Below are 20,943 nucleotides of genomic sequence, written 5' to 3' on the forward strand. Positions count from 1 at the left end.
ACAGTTGGCCCCATTCCAAAGTTGGAACCCGGTCGAATGTGGGAGCTGGCTTGCCTGCGATAGCGATCTGTCAGGCGACGCCAACCTCACGGCGTACCGGCGTAATCCAACGCTCCGACAAAATCACCCCACCCAAGGTGAGCAAGCCGCCGACCAAGTGATACATCGCCAGTTTTTCCTTCAGCACCACCGCCGCAATCAATGCGGTAATCAACGGCAGCAAGTTGAAAAACAGTGTGGTGCGGCTTGGCCCCAGGTGTTTCACCGAGTGCATCCACGCCAGTGGCGCCAGCATCGACGCCAGCAGGCACGCGTACAGCACCAGTGGGATATTCGCCCAGCCCAAGCCGGCCTTGGCCGAGAACAGGAACAGCGGAAACAGCACCACCACCGCCACCAGTATCTGCAAATACAGCAACACCAGCGGCGGCAGGCGCAAATGCCATTTTTTCAGCAGGGTGCTGTAGACCGCGTAGGCCAGGGTGGCGAACAGCATCATGGCGTCACCCAGGTTGAGCCCGTGTTGCAGTAACGCGCCGAGGCTGCCGGCTGATACCACTACGACAACGCCTGCGAACGACAGCACTGCGCCGGTCAGCGCGCCGAAGGTGAGGCGTTGGCCGAGGCTGATGATGGCAGCGGTCAGCGACATCAACGGCATCAGCGACAGGATGATGCCCATGTTGGTGGCACTGGTCAGCGTCGCGGCGTAATAGGCCAGGCTTTGATACACCGCCATGCCCAGCACGCCGAGGATGAAGATCTTGCCCAGGTTCGGGCGGATCAGCGCCCAGTTGGCCAGCACCGGCTTGAGCATGAATGGGGTAAACAGCAATGCCGCCAGCAACCAGCGGTAAAAGCCGATTTCTGCGGGGAAGATCGAGCCCACGGCCAGTTTGTTGACCACGGTGTTGCCGGCCCAGATAAAGATGGCCAGCAGGGGGTACGCGTATTGCATCGAAAGAAACCAGGTGTGTTGATGAGCCGCGATTATCCCCCTGTCTGGATAGAAGCCTATACTGCGATCCAGACAACCGACCTTTGTATCCAGACAATATGGCCAGACACACCGTACGCCTCGCGGATTTTCGCAGCCTGCCGAGTCCGGTCTACTTCCGCTACTCCGAATTTGCGCCCGACACCGAGTGTACGCCGCACCGGCATGGCTGGGGCTCGCTGGACTATTCGGCCAATGGCGTGATGCGCATGGAGGTGGCCGGCAGCCGCTTTATGTCGCCTCCGCAGTACGCGGTGTGGATCCCACCCAATACCGAGCACAGCTCCTACAACGCCCAGGCGATTGTGTATCGCTCCGTGGGCCTGGCCCCGGCATTGTGCGCGCAACTCCCGCAGGCGCCGTGCACCTTGGCGATCAGTGACATTCTCAAGGCGATCCTCAGCGATTTTGCCCAGCGTGACGTCAATGTTCCTCAAAGTGAGGCCGATATACGCCTGGCCCAGGTGCTGGTGGACCAGCTCAAACAGGCACCGATGCATGATTGCTTTCTGCCTTACGCGCGCCACCCCGGGCTGCTCGGCGTGCTCGAAGGCATGCAGGCCGACCCTGGCGACAATCGCCCGCTGGCGCAGTGGGCGGAGCAGGTGCATGTGAGTGAGCGCACCTTGGCACGCCAATTTGTGCGCGAGCTGGGCATCAGCTTCGGCGAATGGCGCCAGCGCCTGCGCTATCTTGCCGCCATCGAAGCCCTGGACAGCGACCGCAGCGTGCAACATGTAGCCTTTGACTTGGGTTACAGCACGGCCTCGGCGTTTATCGCCATGTTCCAGCGTCACGCCGGCTGCACCCCGGAGCAGTACCGACGGTCGAATATTCGCGGACGCTGAAGATGTAACAGGTTTTGACTACACTGCTGCGTAGGCCGTGCCCCTTTGGTGCGGTAACAGGGAGAAAACTCCATGAAGATGCTGCGTATTCCGTTGTTGATGATGGGCCTGCTGCTGTGTTCCCAAGGCTTCGCTGCCACAGCCCAGCAAAATAAAATGACCACCTGCAATGCACAAGCGACCACCAAGACGCTCAAAGGTGATGACCGCAAGGCCTTTATGAAGACCTGCCTGTCGGCGCCAGCTGCCAACGATGCCAAGACCCTGACCCCACAGCAGCAGAAAATGAAAGATTGCAATGCCTCGGCGAAAACCAAGGCGTTGGCTGGCGATGCGCGTAAAACCTTTATGAGCACCTGCCTCAAAGGCAGCTAACAACATAGATCCCATGTGGGAGTCGGGCTTGCTGTGGCGAGCAAGCTTGCTTGCGCTGGGGTGCGAAGCGCCCCCAAAAAAGCGGGCTCCAGCTGCGCTGTCGAACGGGAGCCAGCTCCCTCGCCACTGCAAGCCAGCTCCCACACTGACGGTGTTCACAATTCAGACCTCTCGCTTGATTCCCTCAAGGCTGGCAGACTGCCCATCCTTTAACGCCGTTCGTTTTGAGGCTGTATGCCAACGTTTTCTCAGCGTCACGTGTTGTTGCTGGTCAGTTGCGTCATCATTTTCGGCGGGCTATTGCTGGTCCTGCCGCTCAAGCTGTTGCCGAGCTTGCTGGCCGGCCTGCTGGTTTATGAACTGGTCAACATGCTTACCCCGCAGTTGCAGCGACTGATTGAAGGCCGGCGTGCGCGTTGGCTGGCAGTAGCGTTGCTGGGCACCTTGATCGTCAGCGTGTTGACCCTGATCTTTGCCGGCGCCATCAGCTTTCTGCTCCACGAAGCGGAAAACCCCGGGGCTTCCCTGGACAAATTCATGGGCGTGGTCGACCGCGCGCGCGGGCAACTGCCGCCGTTCGTCGACGCCTACCTGCCCGCCAGTGCCGCCGAATTCCGCGTGGCCATCGGCGATTGGCTGAGCAAACACCTGAGCGAGCTGCAACTGGTCGGCAAAGACGCCGCCCACATGTTCGTCACCCTGCTGATCGGCATGGTGCTCGGCGCCATTATCGCCCTGCAGCGAGTGCCCGACCTGACCAAACGCAAACCCCTGGCGGCCGCGCTGTTCGACCGCCTGCACCTGTTGGTCCAGGCCTTTCGCAATATCGTCTTCGCCCAGATCAAGATAGCCGCGCTCAATACGGCCTTCACTGCGATTTTTCTCGCGGTTGTGTTGCCGCTCTGCGGCATTCACCTGCCTTTGACCAAAACCCTGATCGTGCTGACCTTCCTGGTCGGCCTGCTGCCGGTGATCGGCAACCTGATCTCCAACACCCTGATCACCATCGTCGCGCTGTCGCTGTCGATCTGGGTGGCGGTGGCGGCGTTGGGATATCTGATCGTGATCCACAAGGTCGAGTACTTCCTCAACGCGCGCATTGTCGGCGGGCAGATCAGTGCCAAATCGTGGGAATTGCTGTTGGCGATGCTGGTGTTTGAAGCCGCATTCGGCCTGCCGGGCGTGGTGGCGGGGCCGATTTATTATGCGTATCTGAAGAGTGAGTTGAAGCTGGCGGGGATGGTTTAACTGGCCCGTTAGCTCGTTCCCACGCTCTGCGTGGGAATGCTGCCCTGGACGCTCTGCGTCCGCTGTTGAAGTCGTGACGCGGAGCGTCACAGGATGCATTCCCACGCGGAGCGTGGGAACGATCTACTCCATTGCGCCGTAACGCTTGCTCGCCTCAATCGCCAGACCGCTGCCGATACTGCCGAAGATATTGCCTTCCACATGTCGTGCATTCGGCAGCATCGCCGAGATGCTGTGGCGCAGTGCCGGAATGCCGCTGGAGCCGCCGGTGAAGAACACCGTGTCCACCTGGGCCACGCTCACCGAGGCATCGTTAAGCAGTTGCGTGACGCTGTTGCGCACACGCTCCAGCAACGCGTCGATGGACGACTCGAACAATGCCCGGCTCAGGTCGACGCTCAGGCCTTTTTCGATGCGGTCCAGGGCCACGTGGCGGTTGTCTTCGTGGGTCAGCTGGATCTTGGTTTCTTCCACTTCCATGGCCAGCCAGTGCCCGGCACGCTGTTCGATCAGCTTGAACAAGCGGTCGATGCCGCCGGTGTCTTCGATGTCGTAGCGCATGCTGCCCAAGGCCAGCTGGGATTTTTGCGAGTACACCGAGTTGATGGTGTGCCAGGTGGCCAGGTTCATGTGGTGGCTGGTGGGCATGTAGGCGCCGCTTTTCATGCGGCTGCCATAGCCGAACAGCGGCATCATGCCTTGCAGGCTCAGCTGTTTGTCGAAGTCGGTACCGCCGATGTGCACGCCGCCGGTGGCGAGGATGTCGCTTTGGCGGTTGTCGTTGTGACGACGGTCCGGCGACAGGCGCACCAGCGAGAAATCAGACGTACCGCCGCCGATGTCGACGATCAGCACCAGTTCTTCTTTCTCGATGGTGGACTCATAGTCAAACGCGGCCGCAATCGGCTCGTACTGGAACGAGATGTCCTTGAAGCCGATCTTGCGCGCTACGTCCACCAGGGTATTTTCGGCTTCCTGGTCGGCCATCGGGTCGTCATCGACGAAGAACACCGGGCGGCCCAGCACCACTTCTTCGAACTCGCGACCGGCGTTGGCTTCGGCGCGGCTCTTGAGCTGGCCGATAAACAGCGCCAGCAGGTCGGTGAACGGCATGGCCGTGCCGAGCACGCTGGTGTCGTGCTTGATCAGCTTGGAACCCAGCAGGCTCTTGAGCGAGCGCATCAGCCGGCCTTCGTAGTTTTCCAGGTATTCGTGCAGCGCCAGGCGACCGTACACCGGGCGGCGCTCCTCGAAGTTGAAGAACACCACCGACGGCAGGGTGATCTTGTCGTCCTCCAGCGCGATAAGCGTCTCCTCGCCGGGGCGGATCCAGCCGACGGTGGAGTTGGACGTGCCGAAGTCGATGCCGCAGGCACGGGCTGGGGATGTGTTGTTCATGTCTTCCAGGTTCCGGTTAAAAAACGGCCGCGCAGTGTATGTCACTCGCGCGCAGATGCGTAGGCCGACTATCCGCTAAATCGTGCTTGAAAGTTGGGTATTTGCCCCCACATCTGTTGCATACGGCTAGCGCCGATAACACTTTGACGCACCCCCAGGCCACACCACTCAACAGGTGCAAAGCAGCGCACGTTGTGCCCCGGGCTGTGCGATCTCGATTAAGGATGGTGAACTGCCGATGGATTTCAAAGACTATTACAAGATTCTGGGTGTCGAGCCGAGCGCCGATGACAAGGAAATCAAGGCCGCCTATCGCAAGCTCGCACGCAAGTATCACCCGGACGTGAGCAAGGAAAAGGACGCCGAAGAGAAATTCAAAGACGCGTCCGAAGCCTATGAGGCGCTCAAAAGCGCCGACAAACGCGCCGAGTACGATGAGCTGCGTAAATACGGCCAGCATGGCCAGCCGTTCCAGGGGCCACCGGGCTGGCAGAGCCGTGGTGGTTATGGCGGTGGCCAGGACACGGGCGACTTCTCGGACTTCTTCAGCTCGATCTTCGGCGCGCGCGGCGACGCCTTTGGCGGCGGCCAGCGCCGTCCTACCGGGCGCAAGGGCCAGGATGTGGAGATGCAACTGAGCGTTTCCCTTGAGGAAACGCTGTCCACCGAGTCCAAGCAGATCAGCTTCCAGGTGCCGCAATACGATGCGTCTGGCCGGCATGTCAGCAATACCGTCAAGAGCCTGAATGTGAAGATTCCGGCCGGTGTGGCCGATGGCGAGCGCATCCGCCTCAAGGGCCAGGGCGCACCGGGTGTGGGCGGTGGTGCCAATGGCGACCTGTACCTGATCATCAAGTTTGCGCCGCACGCCAAGTTCGAGGTGGATGGCGAAAACCTGATCATCAACCTGCCGCTGGCCCCGTGGGAGCTGGCGTTGGGCGCGGAAGTCGCAGTGCCGACCCTTACCGGCAAGATCAATCTCAAGGTGCCGGCCGGCAGCCAGAACGGCCAACGCATGCGCGCAAAGGGCCATGGCTTGTTGAACAAGGGCGGGCAACGCGGTTATCTGTTTATCCAGCTCAAGGCTGTGATGCCTAAGGCTGCAGACGATGAGGTCAAGGCATTGTGGCAGGCGCTGGCTGAAAAGGCCGCTTTCGACCCCCGTGAGCACTTCTGAACGAGCTGACCCGATGAGTTTTCGAGCTTGCTAAATAGTTAGCTCCAGCAAAAAAACGCACTGCATAGGATGACAATCTTTCTCACCACAAGGTTGTCTTCCCATGCTCGAACTTCAGGTTATTGCCCCCTCCACGCTCCCGCCCGGTGAACAGGGACAACACTACGAATTAATCAAACAGGCGATCCCGTCCTGCCTGGTCAGCAGTTCACCTGAGCGGCGCCAGGCCCTCAAACAGACCCCCGCGAATATCCCCACTTGGTACGACGCCACGTCTCAATCGCAGAAGGATCAGCTCAAGACGCTGTTGGAGAGCCGTTGCCACTCCCTGAATGAGCTGGAGAAATCCCTAAGCAAAGTCCAGGCGCTGGAAGCATTCGCCCAGCCGTTATTGGAAGCGGCATTAAAGGCTGCCGGTTATGCGCTGGACGTCAATCAAACCTGGTTGCGCCTGTATGTTCCGGTTGAAGACGCCTTTGGCAAAAAAACCGGCGGTTCCAGGGTCAAGACGTTCTCCTTGCTCAAGGCTGCCCTGGGCAACTTTGAGGCGCGGGAGGCCGAGGACGGTTTTTACGATAGCGTTTCGGGATTTATCACCGAGCCGGATACTCGCGAGCACTTCGAACGCCACACCACGACCCTGAAAATTCATGAGTTCGCCCAGTTATGCCGTGATCTCGATTTGGGGAGTCAATACCAGGCTCACCTCAGGGCGCAGTTGATACCTGATGATGTACGGTCCCGTGCCGAGTTTCGGGATCGCTTCATCCGCCATCAGAAAGATGCCTTCAAGGCGGCGGCGTATCTGGCCTTGCTCAAGGGTGATATCGGTGCCACCGATTACACGTTGCTGATGCGTGTGACGGCTGGCGAAAAGCACATCGTGATCGGCAACCAGCCGGTCGGTTACTGCTGCTTGAGCCTGATGAACCTGCACCTGCATGACTGCCTGATCATCGCCCCATGTGCCAAGCAGCGTTATTCGAGCTGGGTTATCGTCTATATTCCTGACCACCTCGAGCACCCCATCAAGCGTTATGAAACGTTTAATGAGTTTCGCAACGAATTGACTGATCACCTGACCGCGAGCGTCAGCCAGGGTGCCGACCGCTCCATGGGGGTACAAACCACGCCATACCAGCAGCTTTTTGCCCAGTTTGTAGCCTATAAGGATCGCGCTTACTACTACCGCAGGCTGACCGAACTCGTGGTGGATGCGCCACCCCAACCGTTCGGTTCACAGGCGCTGCGTTCGGAATGGGGGCGTTTACTGACGGCCCCATTCTTTTCCTCCGGCTCGTCGCTGGGGGAGCCGCAACCGACCGTACGCGTTCCGATAAAAGCCCCCGAATTCAATATTCAGGCCATCGAAATCGCTGGCCTCTGGCGGGCTGCGGACTTGTGGGTGTATCGCCATGCCAGTCTGCGCACGCGACTGTTTAACGATGCCCAACACCAGGCCGTGAGCACTGAGGCTGCTGACAAGGCATCGAGTTCAAGGCGTGCAGCCCATTACCTGAGTATCGGCATGTTCGGCCTGAACCTGGTGGGGATGGCCGTGCCACCCTTGGGCCTGGTGATGGCCGGGGTGATGGCCGGTCAGCTGCTTTACGAGGTCTTTGAGGGTGCGGTCGAACTCAGTGAAGGCGACCGCGAGGCAGGTTGGGCGCATGTTACCGACGTGGTGGAAAACCTGGCGACGCTGGCGGCGCAGGCGGTGGCGTTGCGCTTCACAGTGTCCCCCTTCATTGAACGGCTCAAAGCCGTCACGTTGCCCGGCGGCAAGATCCGCCTGTGGAAGCCTGATCTTGCGCCCTATAAGGCGCCTGTCGAGCTGGCCACAGGCGCCAAGCCAGACGCTTTGGGCCTTTACTCGCACGACGGCCAGTTGATTTTGCACCATGAGGGTGACCACTATCGAGTTGGGCAGGACCCCGTCACTGGGCAGTATCGCATCCAGCACCCCAGCCGCCCTGGTGCGTATGAGCCGCAGTTGGAGCATAACCATGCTGGCGCCTGGAGCCATGAAATCGAGCAGCCGCTGACCTGGGACAAACCGACCCTGATGAGGCGCCTGGGGCTGGAACAGCGTGGGCTTGACTCCGCGATGCTGGAACAAGCCCGTATGGCCAGCGGTGTCGAGGAAGACGTCTTGCGCCAGGCCTTTGTTGAGCATGACCCGGTGCCTTTGTTGTTGGATGACACGATCCAGCACTTCAAGGCTCATCAGGCACTGACGACGTTTGTCGAGCAATTGAGAAGCAGCGACTCGGCCGTCTATGCCCAGGCGGACCTCACGCTGCTGCTGCAAATCATGCGTCGACGAGGGATGTTGCCTGATGCGCCGCTGCGGGTCATGGACAGCCACAACAGGATTTTGTGGGAGGAGACCTTCGCAACTGCCCCCAAACGCGTAGTGGTGGTCCGTGACAACCAGTTGGCGAGCGGTGAGTGGCTTAATGAGGTGCTGTTCAGCTTGCAAGGCGTGGACCCCACGCTCCGGGACATCCCCGGCAGTGCCGAAGAGTCGCTGGCGGTGCGGGCCGGTAAGCTGCGTGAACACATCGCCAATGTCGTCGATACCTTTAAGGGCTCGCTGGTCGAAGAGCGCTATCAAGCCTTGAATGCCACGAACGATCCTGATGTGCGCCTGCTCATGGCGACTTACCCCAGGCTGCCAGCGTCGATGGCTACTGAGTTGCTCAGAAGGCTGAGCGTTGAACAGTTGCACACCTTTCGAGATACCGGGTTTCTGCCCCAGGAACGTATTGAGCAGGCGAGGTGGCTTGAGCAGGAAACCCGGGTATCGCGTGCCTATGAAGGCCTGCACCTGGACACTCTGGCAAGCATCGACAGCCAGCGCCTCGCCTTGCGCACTTTGGAAACCTTGCCTGGATGGCAGCGTGGAACGCGGGTGGAGTTGCGTCACTACTCGGCCCAAGGCACGTTGCTGGATGCTATCGGTTCCCCGGATTCAACCACCACCAAGGCCCTGGTGCTCAAGGACAATGGTTTGTTCGAGGCGCCCATGCCCAGGGACTTCTTTGGGGCAACCTGGGACCTGTTGTCCACCGCCGAACGCCAGAGCCTCGGGTTCACCGATGCACAGCAGTTGAAGACAGCGATCCAGCAATCGCCTTTGCCTCGTGAGCCGCTGCGCACGGTGTTGCTGGAGCATCCGGTGCGCAAACCGACGATTGATTCGACGCTGAGATTACTCGGTGGTGGCGGCGGGTCCAGCCGACAGGCGGCCAGTGATGTCGATAGCGATGTCGATTTAGTACACGAGCAGGTCACCGATCTGTTCCCTTTGATGGACGAGGAGGCAGTCAATGCGTTTGTCCGCACTTTGGGCGACGACGTCGAGGGTGGGTTGAAACACTGGAAGGCTGAGTTCAAAACGTTTACGAGGGAGTTGGATGCCTGGGTTTACGCCAGTGGGCCGCCGCGTGCTGATGGTTGGGATGCCGATTTTCCCGGTGCGTCCGATATCGCGCGCGAGATCAAGAGTCACTGGCGGCTTATGAGTGAAGGCCCCCTGAAGCTGATGATGAGCGGCGATCTGGAACTACCACTGCTAAGCGTCGACTTCAGCCATGTTGAGGGGCTTGAGATCTACGGTAGCGGCTGGACCGGCAAGACTGATGCTTTCCTTACATCGTTCACCCACGTCAAGCATTTGGCCTTGATCGATTGCCGGCTTACCGAGTTACCCGGTGCTATCGGTGAAATGCGCTACCTGACTTCGTTGAACCTGACCGGTAATAATCTTGAGTTGACTCCACCAACCAGCCGTATGCTGAGCAACCTCAGCGCCCTTGTCACGCTTGATCTGCGCAGCAACCCGCTGGGTGCTGCCCCCGATGTCAGCGGTATGCCAAATCTGGTGGAGTTGAACCTCAGTAACACGCAGATTGAGCAGTGGCCCTCGGGATTAACCGCACTGACTGGATTGAGACGTGTCGATTTGTCCGAAAACCGCCTGCAGGAGGTTCCACCACAGCATTTGACACCACCGCCTGAGCAGCTTGAAGCGATCGTTCGGACAAACAACGTCGTCATGCTTGAGCACAATAAGTTTCCTGCCGACTATTGGCAGCAGTTCGATCGCTACTGGGAGACCTTGACGCGCACGCGACCCGAACTTTTGCAAGGCGCCCTTGATGGCGCCTTTGACAGTGGTAATCCAAGGCTCAGGGTCATGCAGGAACTCTATCCCGACAACAGCGTGCAAACTTCTCGGAAGATGATTTGGGCGCTGGGCGAGCGCGCCGATGCAGAGTTGGCCCAGCGTGAGCAGGAATTCAAAGCGTTCAAGCGTCAGTTAAAAGCCTGGAACCTCTCCAACGAGCGTCAGAGTAACGAGCGCGTCGGGCGAAATGAGCGTCTGCTGGAATTCAACGATCGTGATCGCGCCAGGCAACGCATCATGAGCTGCTGGAGGGCGGGTAATCCCCTCGTTTTGACCAACGACGCCACACTCATCGACGTCGAACTGGACCTCAGTGGGTTGCGCCTGTCGAGCCTGCCCGACCTTGGCGCGAATTTCATTCGCCCGACGTCACTGAAACTGAACAGCCTGAACCTGCGCACGTCACCAGAAAGTTTCCTGGCGCACTGCCGAGGTGTGCGCTCACTGGATATGTCGGATAACCACTTGTTCGAATTGCCGCCAGCCGTGGGGAATATGAACGAATTGACCCGTTTGTCCCTGCAAAACAATCGAATCCGCTTGACTGCCGAGTCGGTGGCTCTCCTGTCCTCGCGAGCGACACTCAGTGACGTGATGCTCAACAATAACCCCCTCGGCCTGACGCCGGATTTTAGCCAGATGACGGGTTTGAATACCTTGCAGATGAGAAATACGGGGATTGATACCTGGCCTGCGGGGCTGGTTGAGCGAACGAACCTGCAATGGGTAGATCTGAGCCTGAACGAAATTACCACTATCCCGGACTCAGTCATTGCACCGTCGGATGAGCAGTTGGCGCAGACGGAGCGCGTGACTCGTGTGACGGATATCGGCGAGAACCCTTTGACCGAGCAAACCCGGCAACAAGTCCGCGAACACAGCCGGCGCCTTGAGGAGGCTGGGCTGATGTCTGAGGTTCTTCCGAACATGCTCCGGTTGACGGCTGATATTGCCCCTAACCGTGTGGCCCCCACAGCTGGCGCGCAGGATCCATTTCTGCGTTGGGCCCAAGGCATGTCCACGCAAGAGGCGAGTAGCAAACGGCCCCTATGGGTGGCGTTGGAGCGCGCTCCGAGGGCTGCCCCGTTCTTCGACATCCTTGAGCGTCTGGAACCGGCGGGTGCCGGCCACGCCGACTTGCAGCGCCGTGTCTGGGAAGTGATCGAAAGCATCACCCAGGACACCGCCGAATCGGAAACCCTGCGCAAGGAACTCCTCGACCTGGCCGGTGAGCCAGGATGTTGCGACCTTGCAGCTTTCTCCTTCAGCAACCTGGAAGTGCGCACAATGGCCTACAAGGCTCGTTTGCAGGCCACGGATCAGACCCAGGGCGTGCAACTGGCAAGGTTATCCAGAGGTTTGTTCCGCCTGCACGAAGTGGACAAGATCGCGTCGGCGGATATCCAGCGCAGCGAGGCCATCGTCAATGACCCCCGCGTGTCGGTAGCCAATAAGGTGCCCCATACCCAGCGCCTGGCCGAAGAGGTTGAAATTCGACTGGCGTATCGTTACGGCCTCAAGGATCGGCTCCAGCTACCGGGGCAGCCGCAGCAGGTCAGGTATATCAACTTGGGCGGCGTGACCGCATCGATGCTCGATACTGCCTTTGATACGATCAAAGCCCTGGATAACTCCGCGCAAGAGCTTCAGGCGCTGCTGTCCAGGGGCTTTTGGCAGGATTACCTGACCGGTAAATACGCCGTGCAATTTGACGCTCTGCGCCATCCCTTGCACGATCAGCTGGCGGACTTGCGGAGCAGGTTTGAATCCAACGCGATCACCGAGGCACTTTATAAGCATCGGTCCGGCGAACTTCAGTTGCAATTGCAGATTAAAGACGCCGCGCTGATCGAGACGCTGACCCGTCAGGAGTTGCTCGATCATCCGCTGGACATGGCTGAGGGTGTCGGCCCCCGTGCGACCTAAAACAAAAAGTAGCGCTGGGCCATGGGCAATACATCAGCCGGTTCGCACCACAACAACTGGCCGTCGGCCTTGACCTGATAAGTCTGCGGGTCAACCTCGATATCCGGCAGGTAATCGTTGTGGATCAGGTCGGTTTTCTGCACATCGCGGCAGCCCTTGACCACGGCAATCTGCTTTTTTAACCCCAGGGCCTCGGGCACCCCGGCGTCCTGGGCGGCCTGGCTGATGAAGGTCAGGCTGGTGGCGTGCAACGAGCTGCCGAAGCTGGCGAACATCGGGCGGTAGTGCACCGGCTGCGGCGTGGGGATCGAGGCGTTGGCGTCACCCATCAGGCTTGAGGCAATCGCGCCGCCCTTGAGGATCAAGGTCGGCTTGATGCCGAAAAACGCCGGGCGCCACAGCACCAGGTCGGCCCACTTACCCACTTCGATCGAGCCGACGATATGGCTGACGCCGTGGGTGATCGCCGGGTTGATGGTGTACTTGGCGATATAGCGCTTGGCGCGGAAGTTGTCATTGCCCGGGCCGTCGCCGGGCAAAGGGCCGCGCTGCTTTTTCATTTTGTCAGCGGTCTGCCAGGTGCGCGTGATCACTTCGCCGACACGGCCCATGGCCTGGCTGTCGGAGCTGATCATCGAAAACGCGCCGAGGTCGTGCAGGATGTCTTCGGCGGCAATGGTCTCGCGGCGGATGCGGCTTTCGGCGAAGGCCACATCTTCGGCGATGCTCGGGTCCAGGTGATGGCAGACCATCAACATGTCCAGGTGCTCATCGATGGTGTTGCGCGTGAACGGCCGCGTCGGGTTGGTGGAACTGGGCAGCACGTTGGCGAAGCCGCAGGCCTTGATGATGTCCGGCGCGTGGCCGCCACCGGCACCTTCAGTGTGGTAGGTGTGGATGGTGCGACCCTTGAGCGCGGCCAGGGTGGTTTCGACGAAGCCGGATTCGTTAAGGGTGTCGCTGTGAATCGCGACCTGCACGTCGTACTCGTCCGCAACGCTCAGGCAGTTGTCGATGCTGGAGGGCGTGGTGCCCCAGTCTTCGTGCAGCTTCAAACCGATGGCCCCGGCCTTGACCTGCTCGATCAAGGGTTCCGGCAAGCTGGCATTGCCTTTGCCGGTAAAACCGATGTTCATCGGGAACGAATCGCTGGCTTGCAGCATGCGCGCCAGGTGCCACGGGCCGGAGGTGCAGGTGGTGGCGTTGGTGCCGGTCGCAGGGCCGGTGCCGCCGCCGATCATGGTGGTGACGCCGCTGGTCAGCGCTTCTTCGATCTGCTGCGGGCAAATGAAGTGCACGTGGCTGTCGATGCCGCCGGCGGTGAGGATCATGCCTTCACCGGCAATCACCTCGGTGCTGGCGCCGATGGCCATGGTCACGCCGGGCTGGATATCCGGGTTGCCGGCCTTGCCGATCGCATGAATGCGGCCGTTTTTCAGGCCGACGTCGGCCTTGACGATGCCCCAGTGGTCGATGATCAGCGCATTGGTGATCAAGGTGTCGACCACTTCATGGGCGAGCAGTTGGCTCTGGCCCTGGCCGTCGCGGATAACTTTGCCGCCGCCGAATTTGACTTCTTCACCGTAGACGGTGAAGTCCTGTTCGACTTCGACGAACAGGTCGGTGTCGGCCAGGCGGACCTTGTCACCGACGGTGGGGCCGTACATGTCGGCGTAGGCTTGGCGGCTGATCTTCATGTGTGTATGCCCTGAAAAATAGGTGTTGAATGTGATATCGCTATCGCAGGCAAGCCAGCTCCCACAGGGGAACGCATTCCAACTGTGGGAGCTGGCTTGCCTGCGATGAGGCCCTAAAGGTCGCCCATGATCCGTCCGGCAAACCCGAACACCCGCCGCCCCCCGCTCAAATCCACCAACTCGATCTCGCGACTTTGCCCTGGCTCAAACCGCACTGCCGTGCCCGCCGGAATATTCAAACGCATGCCACGGCTGGCGGCGCGATCAAAGGTCAGCGCATCGTTGGTCTCGAAAAAATGGTAGTGCGAGCCCACCTGAATCGGCCGGTCGCCGCTGTTGGCCACGCTGAGGGTGAGGGTGCGCCGGCCGACGTTGAGTTCGATGTCACCAGGCTGGATCTGATATTCACCAGGAATCATGCAGGTTGCCCCAGGGTCTTGAAATAGATGGCGGTCGGGGTGTAGCGCCCGTCCGGGCTTTGGCAGTAGTCGGGCAACTCACCTATCTTGGTGTAGCGCAGCGACTGGTAAAAGGCTTCGGCGCCGGAGCCGGCCTCGGTGTCCAGGTACAGCAGGCCGCGCTTGTGCTGGCGCGCGGCGAGTTCCAGGCTGTTCATCAGCTGTTGGCCCAGGCCATGGCGGCGGGCGCTGCTGTGTACCAGCAACTTTTGCACTTCGGCGCGGTTCAGGCCGTTGGCTTTCAGGCACAGCGCCAGTTGCACGCTGGCGATCACTTGCTCATCGCGTACCACCACCCACAGCAGCAGGCTGCCCTCTTCGATACTTGCCTGCACGCCGCTCAAATAGGTGCGGGCCTGGGCGTCATCGAAGTCAGCCATAAAGCCGATTGAAGCGCCGTGCTTTACCGCGTCCAGCAACAGCTCAATCAAACCCAGGCGGTAGTGGGCAAAACTTTCAGCATTGACTCGACGCAGTTGCGTAGCGCTCATCGATCTCACTCCTTGGGCGGTTCGGCGCCCGGATTCAATGTCAGTTGCATAAAGGTCAGGTCCAGCCAGCGGCCGAACTTGATGCCCACTTGCGGCATTTGCCCGGTGGTGATGAAACCCAGGCGCTCATGCAGGCGAATAGACGCCTGGTTGCCGCTTTCGATAGCCGCGACCATCACGTGCTTGCCGCAGGTTGCGGCGCGCTCGATCAGCGCTTGCATCAGCCGCGGGCCGAGGCCTTTGCCGCGTTGGTCATTGCGCACGTACACCGAGTGCTCAACGCTGTAGCGAAAACCTTCGAACGGGCGCCAATCGCCGAATGAGGCGTAGCCGGTGACTTCATCGTTTTCCACCGCCACCAGAATCGGATAGCCCTGGGTTTGACGCGCAGCGAACCAGGCCTGACGGTTGGCCAGGTCCACCGGTTGCTCGTTCCAGATGGCCGTGGTGTTGAGCACCGCATCGTTGTAGATGTCGCGGATCGCCGGCAGGTCTTGCTCGGTAGCATCACGAATCATGGCCGGGCCTCACGCGATTGGCTGGTGGACGGTCACCAGCTTGGTGCCATCGGGGAAGGTGGCTTCCACCTGGATATCCGGGATCATTTCCGGGATGCCTTCCATCACTTGCTCGCGGCTGAGCAGGGTGGTGCCGTAGTGCATCAACTCGGCCACGGTGCGGCCATCGCGGGCACCTTCCATCAGCGCGGCCGAGATATAGGCGATGGTTTCCGGGTAGTTGAGCTTCACACCCCGCGCCAAGCGGCGCTCGGCCACCAGGCCAGCAGTGAAGATCAGCAGTTTGTCTTTTTCCCGTGGGGTCAAATCCATGGTTCAAGGTCCTTCAAACAGCATTCATAAAAACACCGCAGATCCCCTGTGGAAACAGGCTTGTGTGGGAGCTGGCTTGCCTGCGATAGCGGTGTATCAGGCACACCGCCATCGCAGGCAAGCCAGCTCCCACATAAACTCAGTTCCACAGGTTGATCTTCATGTGCTCCAGATTCTGGGTGGAACCGCTTCTCGCCCAAGCACACTCGGACGTAACAATTTCCATAAATCAATCAGCCAACCCCGCGCCAGCAGCGCCTCACTGGCCAGGCAGCGGGCGACCAGCAAGCCGGGCAGTTGGGTCAGGTCGCCGCGAATCGCATGGGGCAGGGCGCGGCAGGTTTCCAATAATTGAGGGTCTATATCGCCGGTCAGCAACAGCGTGGCAAACACCGGTTGCCCGTCCAGCCCGATGGGCGAGTCGAGCAAACCGTCGGCGCCTACAATGCGCTGGCGCTCATGCCAGAGCAACTGGCCGTCGCGGCGAATATCCAGCTGCGATTGAAAGTGGCCCAGGTCAAAACGTTCACCACTGGCCGGGCGGCCAAGGGCGATCACGTCCCAGTAGAACAGCCGGGCATCGCCTTGCAGGTCGATGCGCGTGCTGAGTTCGGCCTGGGCAGCGCTGAACACGATGGTTTCCTGGGGCAGCCATTCCAGGGTCGCACCAGCTTCCACGGTGAGGTCGAGTGTTTGATAGGCCGGGCCGCTGGCGCGATACCACTTGGCCGCACCGGGGCTGGTCAGTTGCGCCCATGCGCCTGCACCCACGTGTGCGCTGATGTCCAGGCGGTCCCCGCCGGCAATCCCGCCGGGCGGGTGGACGATGATGTGCTGGCACACCTCGGGGCCTTCGGCGTACAAGTGCTTTTGCACCCGCAGCGGGCCGAGGTGGCGGCGCATTACCGGGCGCGTGGTGTCGCCGAAGCGCGCGTAGCCGAGTTCCAGCTCGGCATGCCAGCTGGGGGTGAACAGGGCAGGGGTAACGGGCAGGTTCATGTTTTTTTACTTATCGTCAGGACACAACAGATTAAATCGTAACCAGCCCGCGCACACCCTCGCTTTCCATATTTTCACCTCGGCCCTGCTGCACGATTTCACCACGAGACATCACCAGGTACTGGTCGGCCAGTTCGGCGGCGAAGTCGTAGAACTGCTCCACCAAAAGGATCGCCATATCGCCGCGCGCCGCGAGCTTTTTGATCACTGCACCGATCTCCTTGATGACTGACGGCTGGATGCCCTCGGTAGGCTCGTCGAGAATCAACAGGCGCGGGCGGCTGGCCAGTGCGCGGCCAATTGCCAACTGCTGCTGTTGACCGCCGGACAGGTCGCCACCGCGCCGATGTTTCATCTGCAGCAATACGGGGAACAGTTCATAGATAAACGCCGGGACTTCCTTGGCTTCGGAGCCTGGGAAGCGCGACAGCCCCATCAACAGGTTTTCTTCCACCGTCAGCCGCCCGAAAATCTCCCGGCCCTGGGGCACGTAGGCGATGCCCGCGTGTACGCGCTGGTGCGGTTTGAACCCGGTGATGGCCTTGCCTTCCCAATTCACCGCGCCGTCTTTGGCCGGCAGCAAACCCATCAGGCATTTGAGCAAGGTGGTCTTGCCCACGCCGTTACGGCCGAGCAGGCAGGTGACTTCGCCGATCTTCACGTCAAATGAGAGCCCGCGCAGGATGTGGCTACCACCGTAGTACTGGTGCAGCTTGTCGACTTGCAGCATGTTCAAAACCTCCTCAATTCCCCACTGAGGGAACTGGATCAAATGTGGGAGCTGGCTTGCCTGCGATGGCGGTGTATCAGGCTCACCGCTATCGCAGGCAAGCCAGCTCCCACATAAAGCGGTGCGCGTCAGCGACCGAGGTAAACCTCGATAACGCGCTCGTTTTCCTGCACCTGTGCAAGCGACCCTTCGGCCAGCACGCTGCCCTGGTGCAACACGGTCACGTGGTCGGCAATCGAACCGACAAACCCCATGTCGTGTTCCACCACCATCAGCGAATGCTTGCCCGCCAGGCGCTTGAACAGCTCGGCGGTGAACTCGGTTTCGGCGTCGGTCATGCCCGCCACTGGTTCATCCAGCAGCAACAGTTGCGGGTCCTGCATCAGCAACATGCCGATTTCCAGGAACTGCTTCTGCCCGTGGGACAGCAAGCCCGCCGGGCGCTGTGCCGAGGCGGTCAGGCGGATGGTATCGAGCACTTCCTCGATGCGGTCTTTCTGCTCACCGCTCAGACGTGCGCGCAGGCTGGCCCATACCGACTTGTCAGTCTTTTGCGCCAGCTCCAGGTTTTCGAACACGCTCAGGGCTTCGAACACCGTAGGCTTCTGGAACTTGCGGCCAATGCCGGCCTGGGCGATCTGCACTTCGCTCATGCTGGTCAAGTCGAGAGTTTCGCCAAACCAGGCCTTGCCGTGGCTGGGGCGGGTCTTGCCGGTGATCACGTCCATCAGTGTGGTCTTGCCCGCGCCGTTGGGGCCGATGATGCAGCGCAGCTCGCCGACGCCGATATACAGGTTCAAGTCATTGAGCGCCTTGAAGCCATCGAAGCTGACGCTGATGTCTTCCAGGGTCAGGATGGTGCCGTGGCGTGTGTTCAGCCCCTTGCCGGCAGCCTGGCCGATACCGATGGCATCGCGGCCGCTGCCTGCATCGAAAATAGGTTCAAGCATGACGTTCCTCATTTCTTCAGCAGGCCGATGATGCCCTTGGGCAGGTACAGGGTGACGATGATGAACAGCGCCCCAAGGAAGAACAGCCAGTATTCCGGGAAGGCCACGGTGAACCAGCTCTTCATGCCATTGACCACACCGGCGCCCAGCAACGGCCCGATCAAGGTGCCGCGCCCGCCCAGGGCTACCCATACGGCGGCTTCGATAGAGTTGGTCGGCGACATTTCGCTGGGGTTGATAATGCCCACTTGCGGTACATACAACGCGCCTGCCAAACCACACAGCACCGCACTCAACACCCACACAAACAGCTTGAAGCCACGTGGGTCGTAGCCGCAGAACATCAGGCGGTTCTCGGCGTCACGCAATGCCGTCAGCACGCGGCCGAACTTGCTCTGCGCCAGGCGCCAGCCGGTGTACAAACTGGCGACCAGCAACAGTACGGTGGCCACAAACAGCACCGCCCGGGTGCCCGGCTCGGTGATGCCAAAGCCCAGAATGCTGCGAAAGTTTGTGAAGCCGTTATTGCCGCCAAACCCGGTTTCGTTGCGGAAAAACAGCAGCATCCCGGCAAAGGTCAACGCCTGGGTCATGATCGAGAAGTACACGCCCTTGATCCGCGAACGAAAGGCGAAGAACCCGAACACCAACGCCAATAAACCGGGTGCCAATACCACCAGGCACATGGCCCAGAGGAAGTGCTCGGTGCCGACCCAATACCACGGCAATTCGGTCCACGACAAAAAGGTCATGAACGCCGGCAACTCATCGCCGGACGCCTGGCGCATCAGGTACATGCCCATCGCATAACCGCCGAGGGCAAAGAACAAACCGTGGCCGAGGGACAACATCCCCGCATAGCCCCACACCAGATCCAGCGCGAGGGCGACGATGGCGTAGCAGAGGATCTTGCCCACCAGCGTCAGGGTGTAGGCCGAGACGTAAAACGGATTTGCCGGCGACAGCAGCGAGCACAAAGGCAGCGCCAGCAGCAGGACCAAAATCACCGTACCCACCGCTATCGTGATCTTGGGGCCGGCCTTTTGCGCGGCGGTAAGCATCAATGGCTGGTTCATCAGTCGATCACCCGTCCTTTCAGTGCAAAGAGTCCTTGCGGGCGTTTCTGGATAAACAGAATGATCAGCGCGAGGATCAGGATCTTGCCGAGCACGGCGCCGATCTGCGGTTCAAGAATCTTGTTGGCGATGCCCAGCCCGAAGGCGGCCATCACGCTACCGGCCAACTGGCCGACGCCGCCGAGCACCACCACCAGGAACGAGTCGATGATGTAGCTCTGGCCCAGGTCCGGGCCGACGTTGCCGATCTGGCTCAGCGCCACACCACCCAGGCCCGCGATACCGGAGCCAAGGCCAAAGGCGAGCATGTCCACACGCCCGGTGGGCACGCCGCAGCAGGCGGCCATGTTGCGGTTCTGGGTGACGGCGCGCACGTTGAGGCCCAGGCGCGTCTTGTTCAGCAGCAGCCAGGTCAGCACTACCACGCACAGGGCAAAGGCGATGATCACGATGCGGTTGTACGGCAGCACCAGGTTGGGCAGCACTTGAATGCCGCCGGACAGCCATTCGGGGTTGGCGACTTCGACGTTCTGCGCACCGAACACCAGGCGCACCAGTTGGATCAGCATCAGGCTGATGCCCCAGGTGGCCAGCAGGGTTTCCAGCGGCCGCCCGTAGAGGTGGCGAATCACCGTGCGCTCCAGCGCCATGCCAATCGCGGCAGTCACAAAGAAAGCCACCGGCAGCGCAATCAGCGGGTAGAACTCGATGGCCGACGGTACGTAGCGCTGCATCATCAACTGCACCACATACGTGGAGTAAGCGCCGAGCATCAGCATCTCGCCGTGGGCCATGTTGATCACGCCAAGCAGGCCGAAGGTGATCGCCAGGCCCAGGGCCGCGAGCAGCAGGATCGAACCCAAAGACATGCCACTGAAAGCCTGGCCGAGGATCTCGCCGAACATCAATTTGCGTTTGACCTGAGCCAGGCTGGTCTCGGCGGCGGTGTGCACGGCGGCATCGGTTTCGACACCGGGCGCCAGCAGCGCCTCAAGGCGTGTGCGCGCCAGCGGGTCACCGGTACTGCCTAGCAGGCGCACCGCGGCAAGACGAATGACCGGGTCGGGGTCGACCAGTTGCAGGTTGGCCAGGGCCAGGCTCAACGCGGTGTGCACGGCCTCGTTGGTCTCGGCGGCCACTTGCTGGTCGAGGAATTTGAGCTGTGCAGGTTGTGCGCTTTTTTGCAGGGTTTGCGCAGCAGCGAGGCGCACCTTGGGGTCGGCGGCGAGCAGTTGCTGGCTGGCTTGCACGTTGTCGATCAAGCCGCGCAGGCGGTTGTTCAGGCGCACGGTTTTGGTTTCGCCGTTGACGTTAAGTTGGCCTTGTTGCAGCGCGTCCACCAGCTCGATGCGCGCCGGGTCGGGCTGGGCGGCCCAGTCCTGGAGCAGCTTGGCTTGTTGCATCGGGTTGGCGTTGATGAAGTCTTCGGCGTCGCTGGCGTGTGCGGCAAAGGGCAGCAACAGCAGGGCGGCGAGGATGAGGCGGTAAAGGGCAGTGGGCATAGTCTTGGGCCTTGCTCGAACAAATGTGGGAGCTGGCTTGCCTGCGATG

Annotated in this window: 17 protein-coding genes; 5 read left to right on the forward strand and 12 right to left on the reverse strand. The window is 60.5% G+C overall.

Translation table 11 applies throughout. The features are described 5' to 3' along the window. Nucleotides 1-70 precede the first annotated feature (70 nt). Entirely contained in the window at nucleotides 71-958 is an 888-nt protein-coding gene (locus tag HBO23_RS26340; RefSeq protein WP_138449247.1) for a DMT family transporter, read from the reverse strand. A gap of 98 nt (nucleotides 959-1,056) precedes the next feature. On the opposite strand from HBO23_RS26340, the gene HBO23_RS26345 reads away from it, so the two are divergent. From HBO23_RS26345 to HBO23_RS26355, 3 genes are all read left to right on the forward strand, one after another. Then, the gene (locus HBO23_RS26345) at nucleotides 1,057-1,845 is read left to right on the forward strand and encodes a helix-turn-helix transcriptional regulator (RefSeq protein ID WP_017136786.1); all 789 of its coding nucleotides are present in this window, start codon (nucleotides 1,057-1,059) and stop codon (nucleotides 1,843-1,845) included. 72 nt (nucleotides 1,846-1,917) lie between these two features. Further along, nucleotides 1,918-2,220, forward strand: a complete 303-nt coding sequence (locus HBO23_RS26350) for a PsiF family protein (RefSeq protein ID WP_017136785.1) — start codon at nucleotides 1,918-1,920, stop codon at nucleotides 2,218-2,220. 234 nt (nucleotides 2,221-2,454) lie between these two features. Further along, nucleotides 2,455-3,468, forward strand: coding sequence for an AI-2E family transporter (locus tag HBO23_RS26355; protein ID WP_017136784.1), 1,014 nt, complete (start codon nucleotides 2,455-2,457; stop codon nucleotides 3,466-3,468). 123 nt (nucleotides 3,469-3,591) lie between these two features. Here HBO23_RS26355 and HBO23_RS26360 read toward each other — a convergent pair whose 3' ends face one another. After that, nucleotides 3,592-4,866: an Hsp70 family protein gene (locus HBO23_RS26360; RefSeq protein WP_017136783.1), complete on the reverse strand. Its 1,275-nt coding sequence runs from the start codon at nucleotides 4,864-4,866 to the stop codon at nucleotides 3,592-3,594. A gap of 238 nt (nucleotides 4,867-5,104) precedes the next feature. Here HBO23_RS26360 and HBO23_RS26365 point away from each other — a divergent pair, with 238 nt between their 5' ends. Further along, nucleotides 5,105-6,043, forward strand: a complete 939-nt coding sequence (locus HBO23_RS26365) for a DnaJ C-terminal domain-containing protein (RefSeq protein WP_170040320.1) — start codon at nucleotides 5,105-5,107, stop codon at nucleotides 6,041-6,043. 103 nt (nucleotides 6,044-6,146) lie between these two features. After that, nucleotides 6,147-12,161, forward strand: a complete 6,015-nt coding sequence (locus HBO23_RS26370) for a DUF6543 domain-containing protein (protein ID WP_170040322.1) — start codon at nucleotides 6,147-6,149, stop codon at nucleotides 12,159-12,161. Here HBO23_RS26370 and ureC read toward each other — a convergent pair. From ureC to urtB, 10 genes are all read right to left on the reverse strand, one after another. Beyond that, complete coding sequence (gene ureC, locus HBO23_RS26375; RefSeq protein ID WP_170040324.1) at nucleotides 12,158-13,858, reverse strand: urease subunit alpha; 1,701 nt, start codon at nucleotides 13,856-13,858, stop codon at nucleotides 12,158-12,160. The genes HBO23_RS26370 and ureC overlap by 4 nt on opposite strands. A 113-nt stretch (nucleotides 13,859-13,971) precedes the next feature. Next, complete coding sequence (locus HBO23_RS26380; protein WP_099548117.1) at nucleotides 13,972-14,277, reverse strand: urease subunit beta; 306 nt, start codon at nucleotides 14,275-14,277, stop codon at nucleotides 13,972-13,974. Then, a complete protein-coding gene (locus HBO23_RS26385) occupies nucleotides 14,274-14,807 on the reverse strand; it encodes a GNAT family N-acetyltransferase (protein ID WP_099548118.1) in 534 nt (177 codons plus the stop codon). Before HBO23_RS26385 ends, HBO23_RS26380 begins: the two co-directional genes overlap by 4 nt. Nucleotides 14,808-14,812: 5 nt before the next feature. Continuing rightward, the gene (locus HBO23_RS26390; protein WP_017136778.1) at nucleotides 14,813-15,325 is read right to left on the reverse strand and encodes a GNAT family N-acetyltransferase; all 513 of its coding nucleotides are present in this window, start codon (nucleotides 15,323-15,325) and stop codon (nucleotides 14,813-14,815) included. A 9-nt stretch (nucleotides 15,326-15,334) separates the two neighbouring features. Beyond that, a complete protein-coding gene (gene ureA / locus HBO23_RS26395) occupies nucleotides 15,335-15,637 on the reverse strand; it encodes an urease subunit gamma (RefSeq protein ID WP_017136777.1) in 303 nt (100 codons plus the stop codon). Nucleotides 15,638-15,796: 159 nt separating this feature from the next. Continuing rightward, nucleotides 15,797-16,636 carry an urease accessory protein UreD gene (locus HBO23_RS26400; protein WP_017136776.1) on the reverse strand — a complete coding sequence of 280 codons (840 nt, stop codon included), beginning with the start codon at nucleotides 16,634-16,636 and terminating at the stop codon, nucleotides 15,797-15,799. 31 nt (nucleotides 16,637-16,667) lie between these two features. Next, a complete protein-coding gene (urtE, locus tag HBO23_RS26405) occupies nucleotides 16,668-17,366 on the reverse strand; it encodes an urea ABC transporter ATP-binding subunit UrtE (protein WP_065930636.1) in 699 nt (232 codons plus the stop codon). Nucleotides 17,367-17,494: 128 nt separating this feature from the next. Continuing rightward, nucleotides 17,495-18,328 (reverse strand): urea ABC transporter ATP-binding protein UrtD, encoded by an 834-nt coding sequence (gene urtD / locus HBO23_RS26410; RefSeq protein ID WP_170040326.1) that lies wholly within the window; start codon nucleotides 18,326-18,328, stop codon nucleotides 17,495-17,497. After that, nucleotides 18,325-19,392: an urea ABC transporter permease subunit UrtC gene (gene urtC / locus HBO23_RS26415; RefSeq protein ID WP_138450633.1), complete on the reverse strand. Its 1,068-nt coding sequence runs from the start codon at nucleotides 19,390-19,392 to the stop codon at nucleotides 18,325-18,327. Before urtC ends, urtD begins: the two co-directional genes overlap by 4 nt. Then, the gene (gene urtB / locus HBO23_RS26420; protein WP_099548121.1) at nucleotides 19,392-20,894 is read right to left on the reverse strand and encodes an urea ABC transporter permease subunit UrtB; all 1,503 of its coding nucleotides are present in this window, start codon (nucleotides 20,892-20,894) and stop codon (nucleotides 19,392-19,394) included. Before urtB ends, urtC begins: the two co-directional genes overlap by 1 nt. Nucleotides 20,895-20,943 lie beyond the last annotated feature (49 nt).

Source organism: Pseudomonas sp. WS 5532 (assembly GCF_012985445.1).
Classification (GTDB): domain Bacteria; phylum Pseudomonadota; class Gammaproteobacteria; order Pseudomonadales; family Pseudomonadaceae; genus Aquipseudomonas; species Aquipseudomonas edaphica.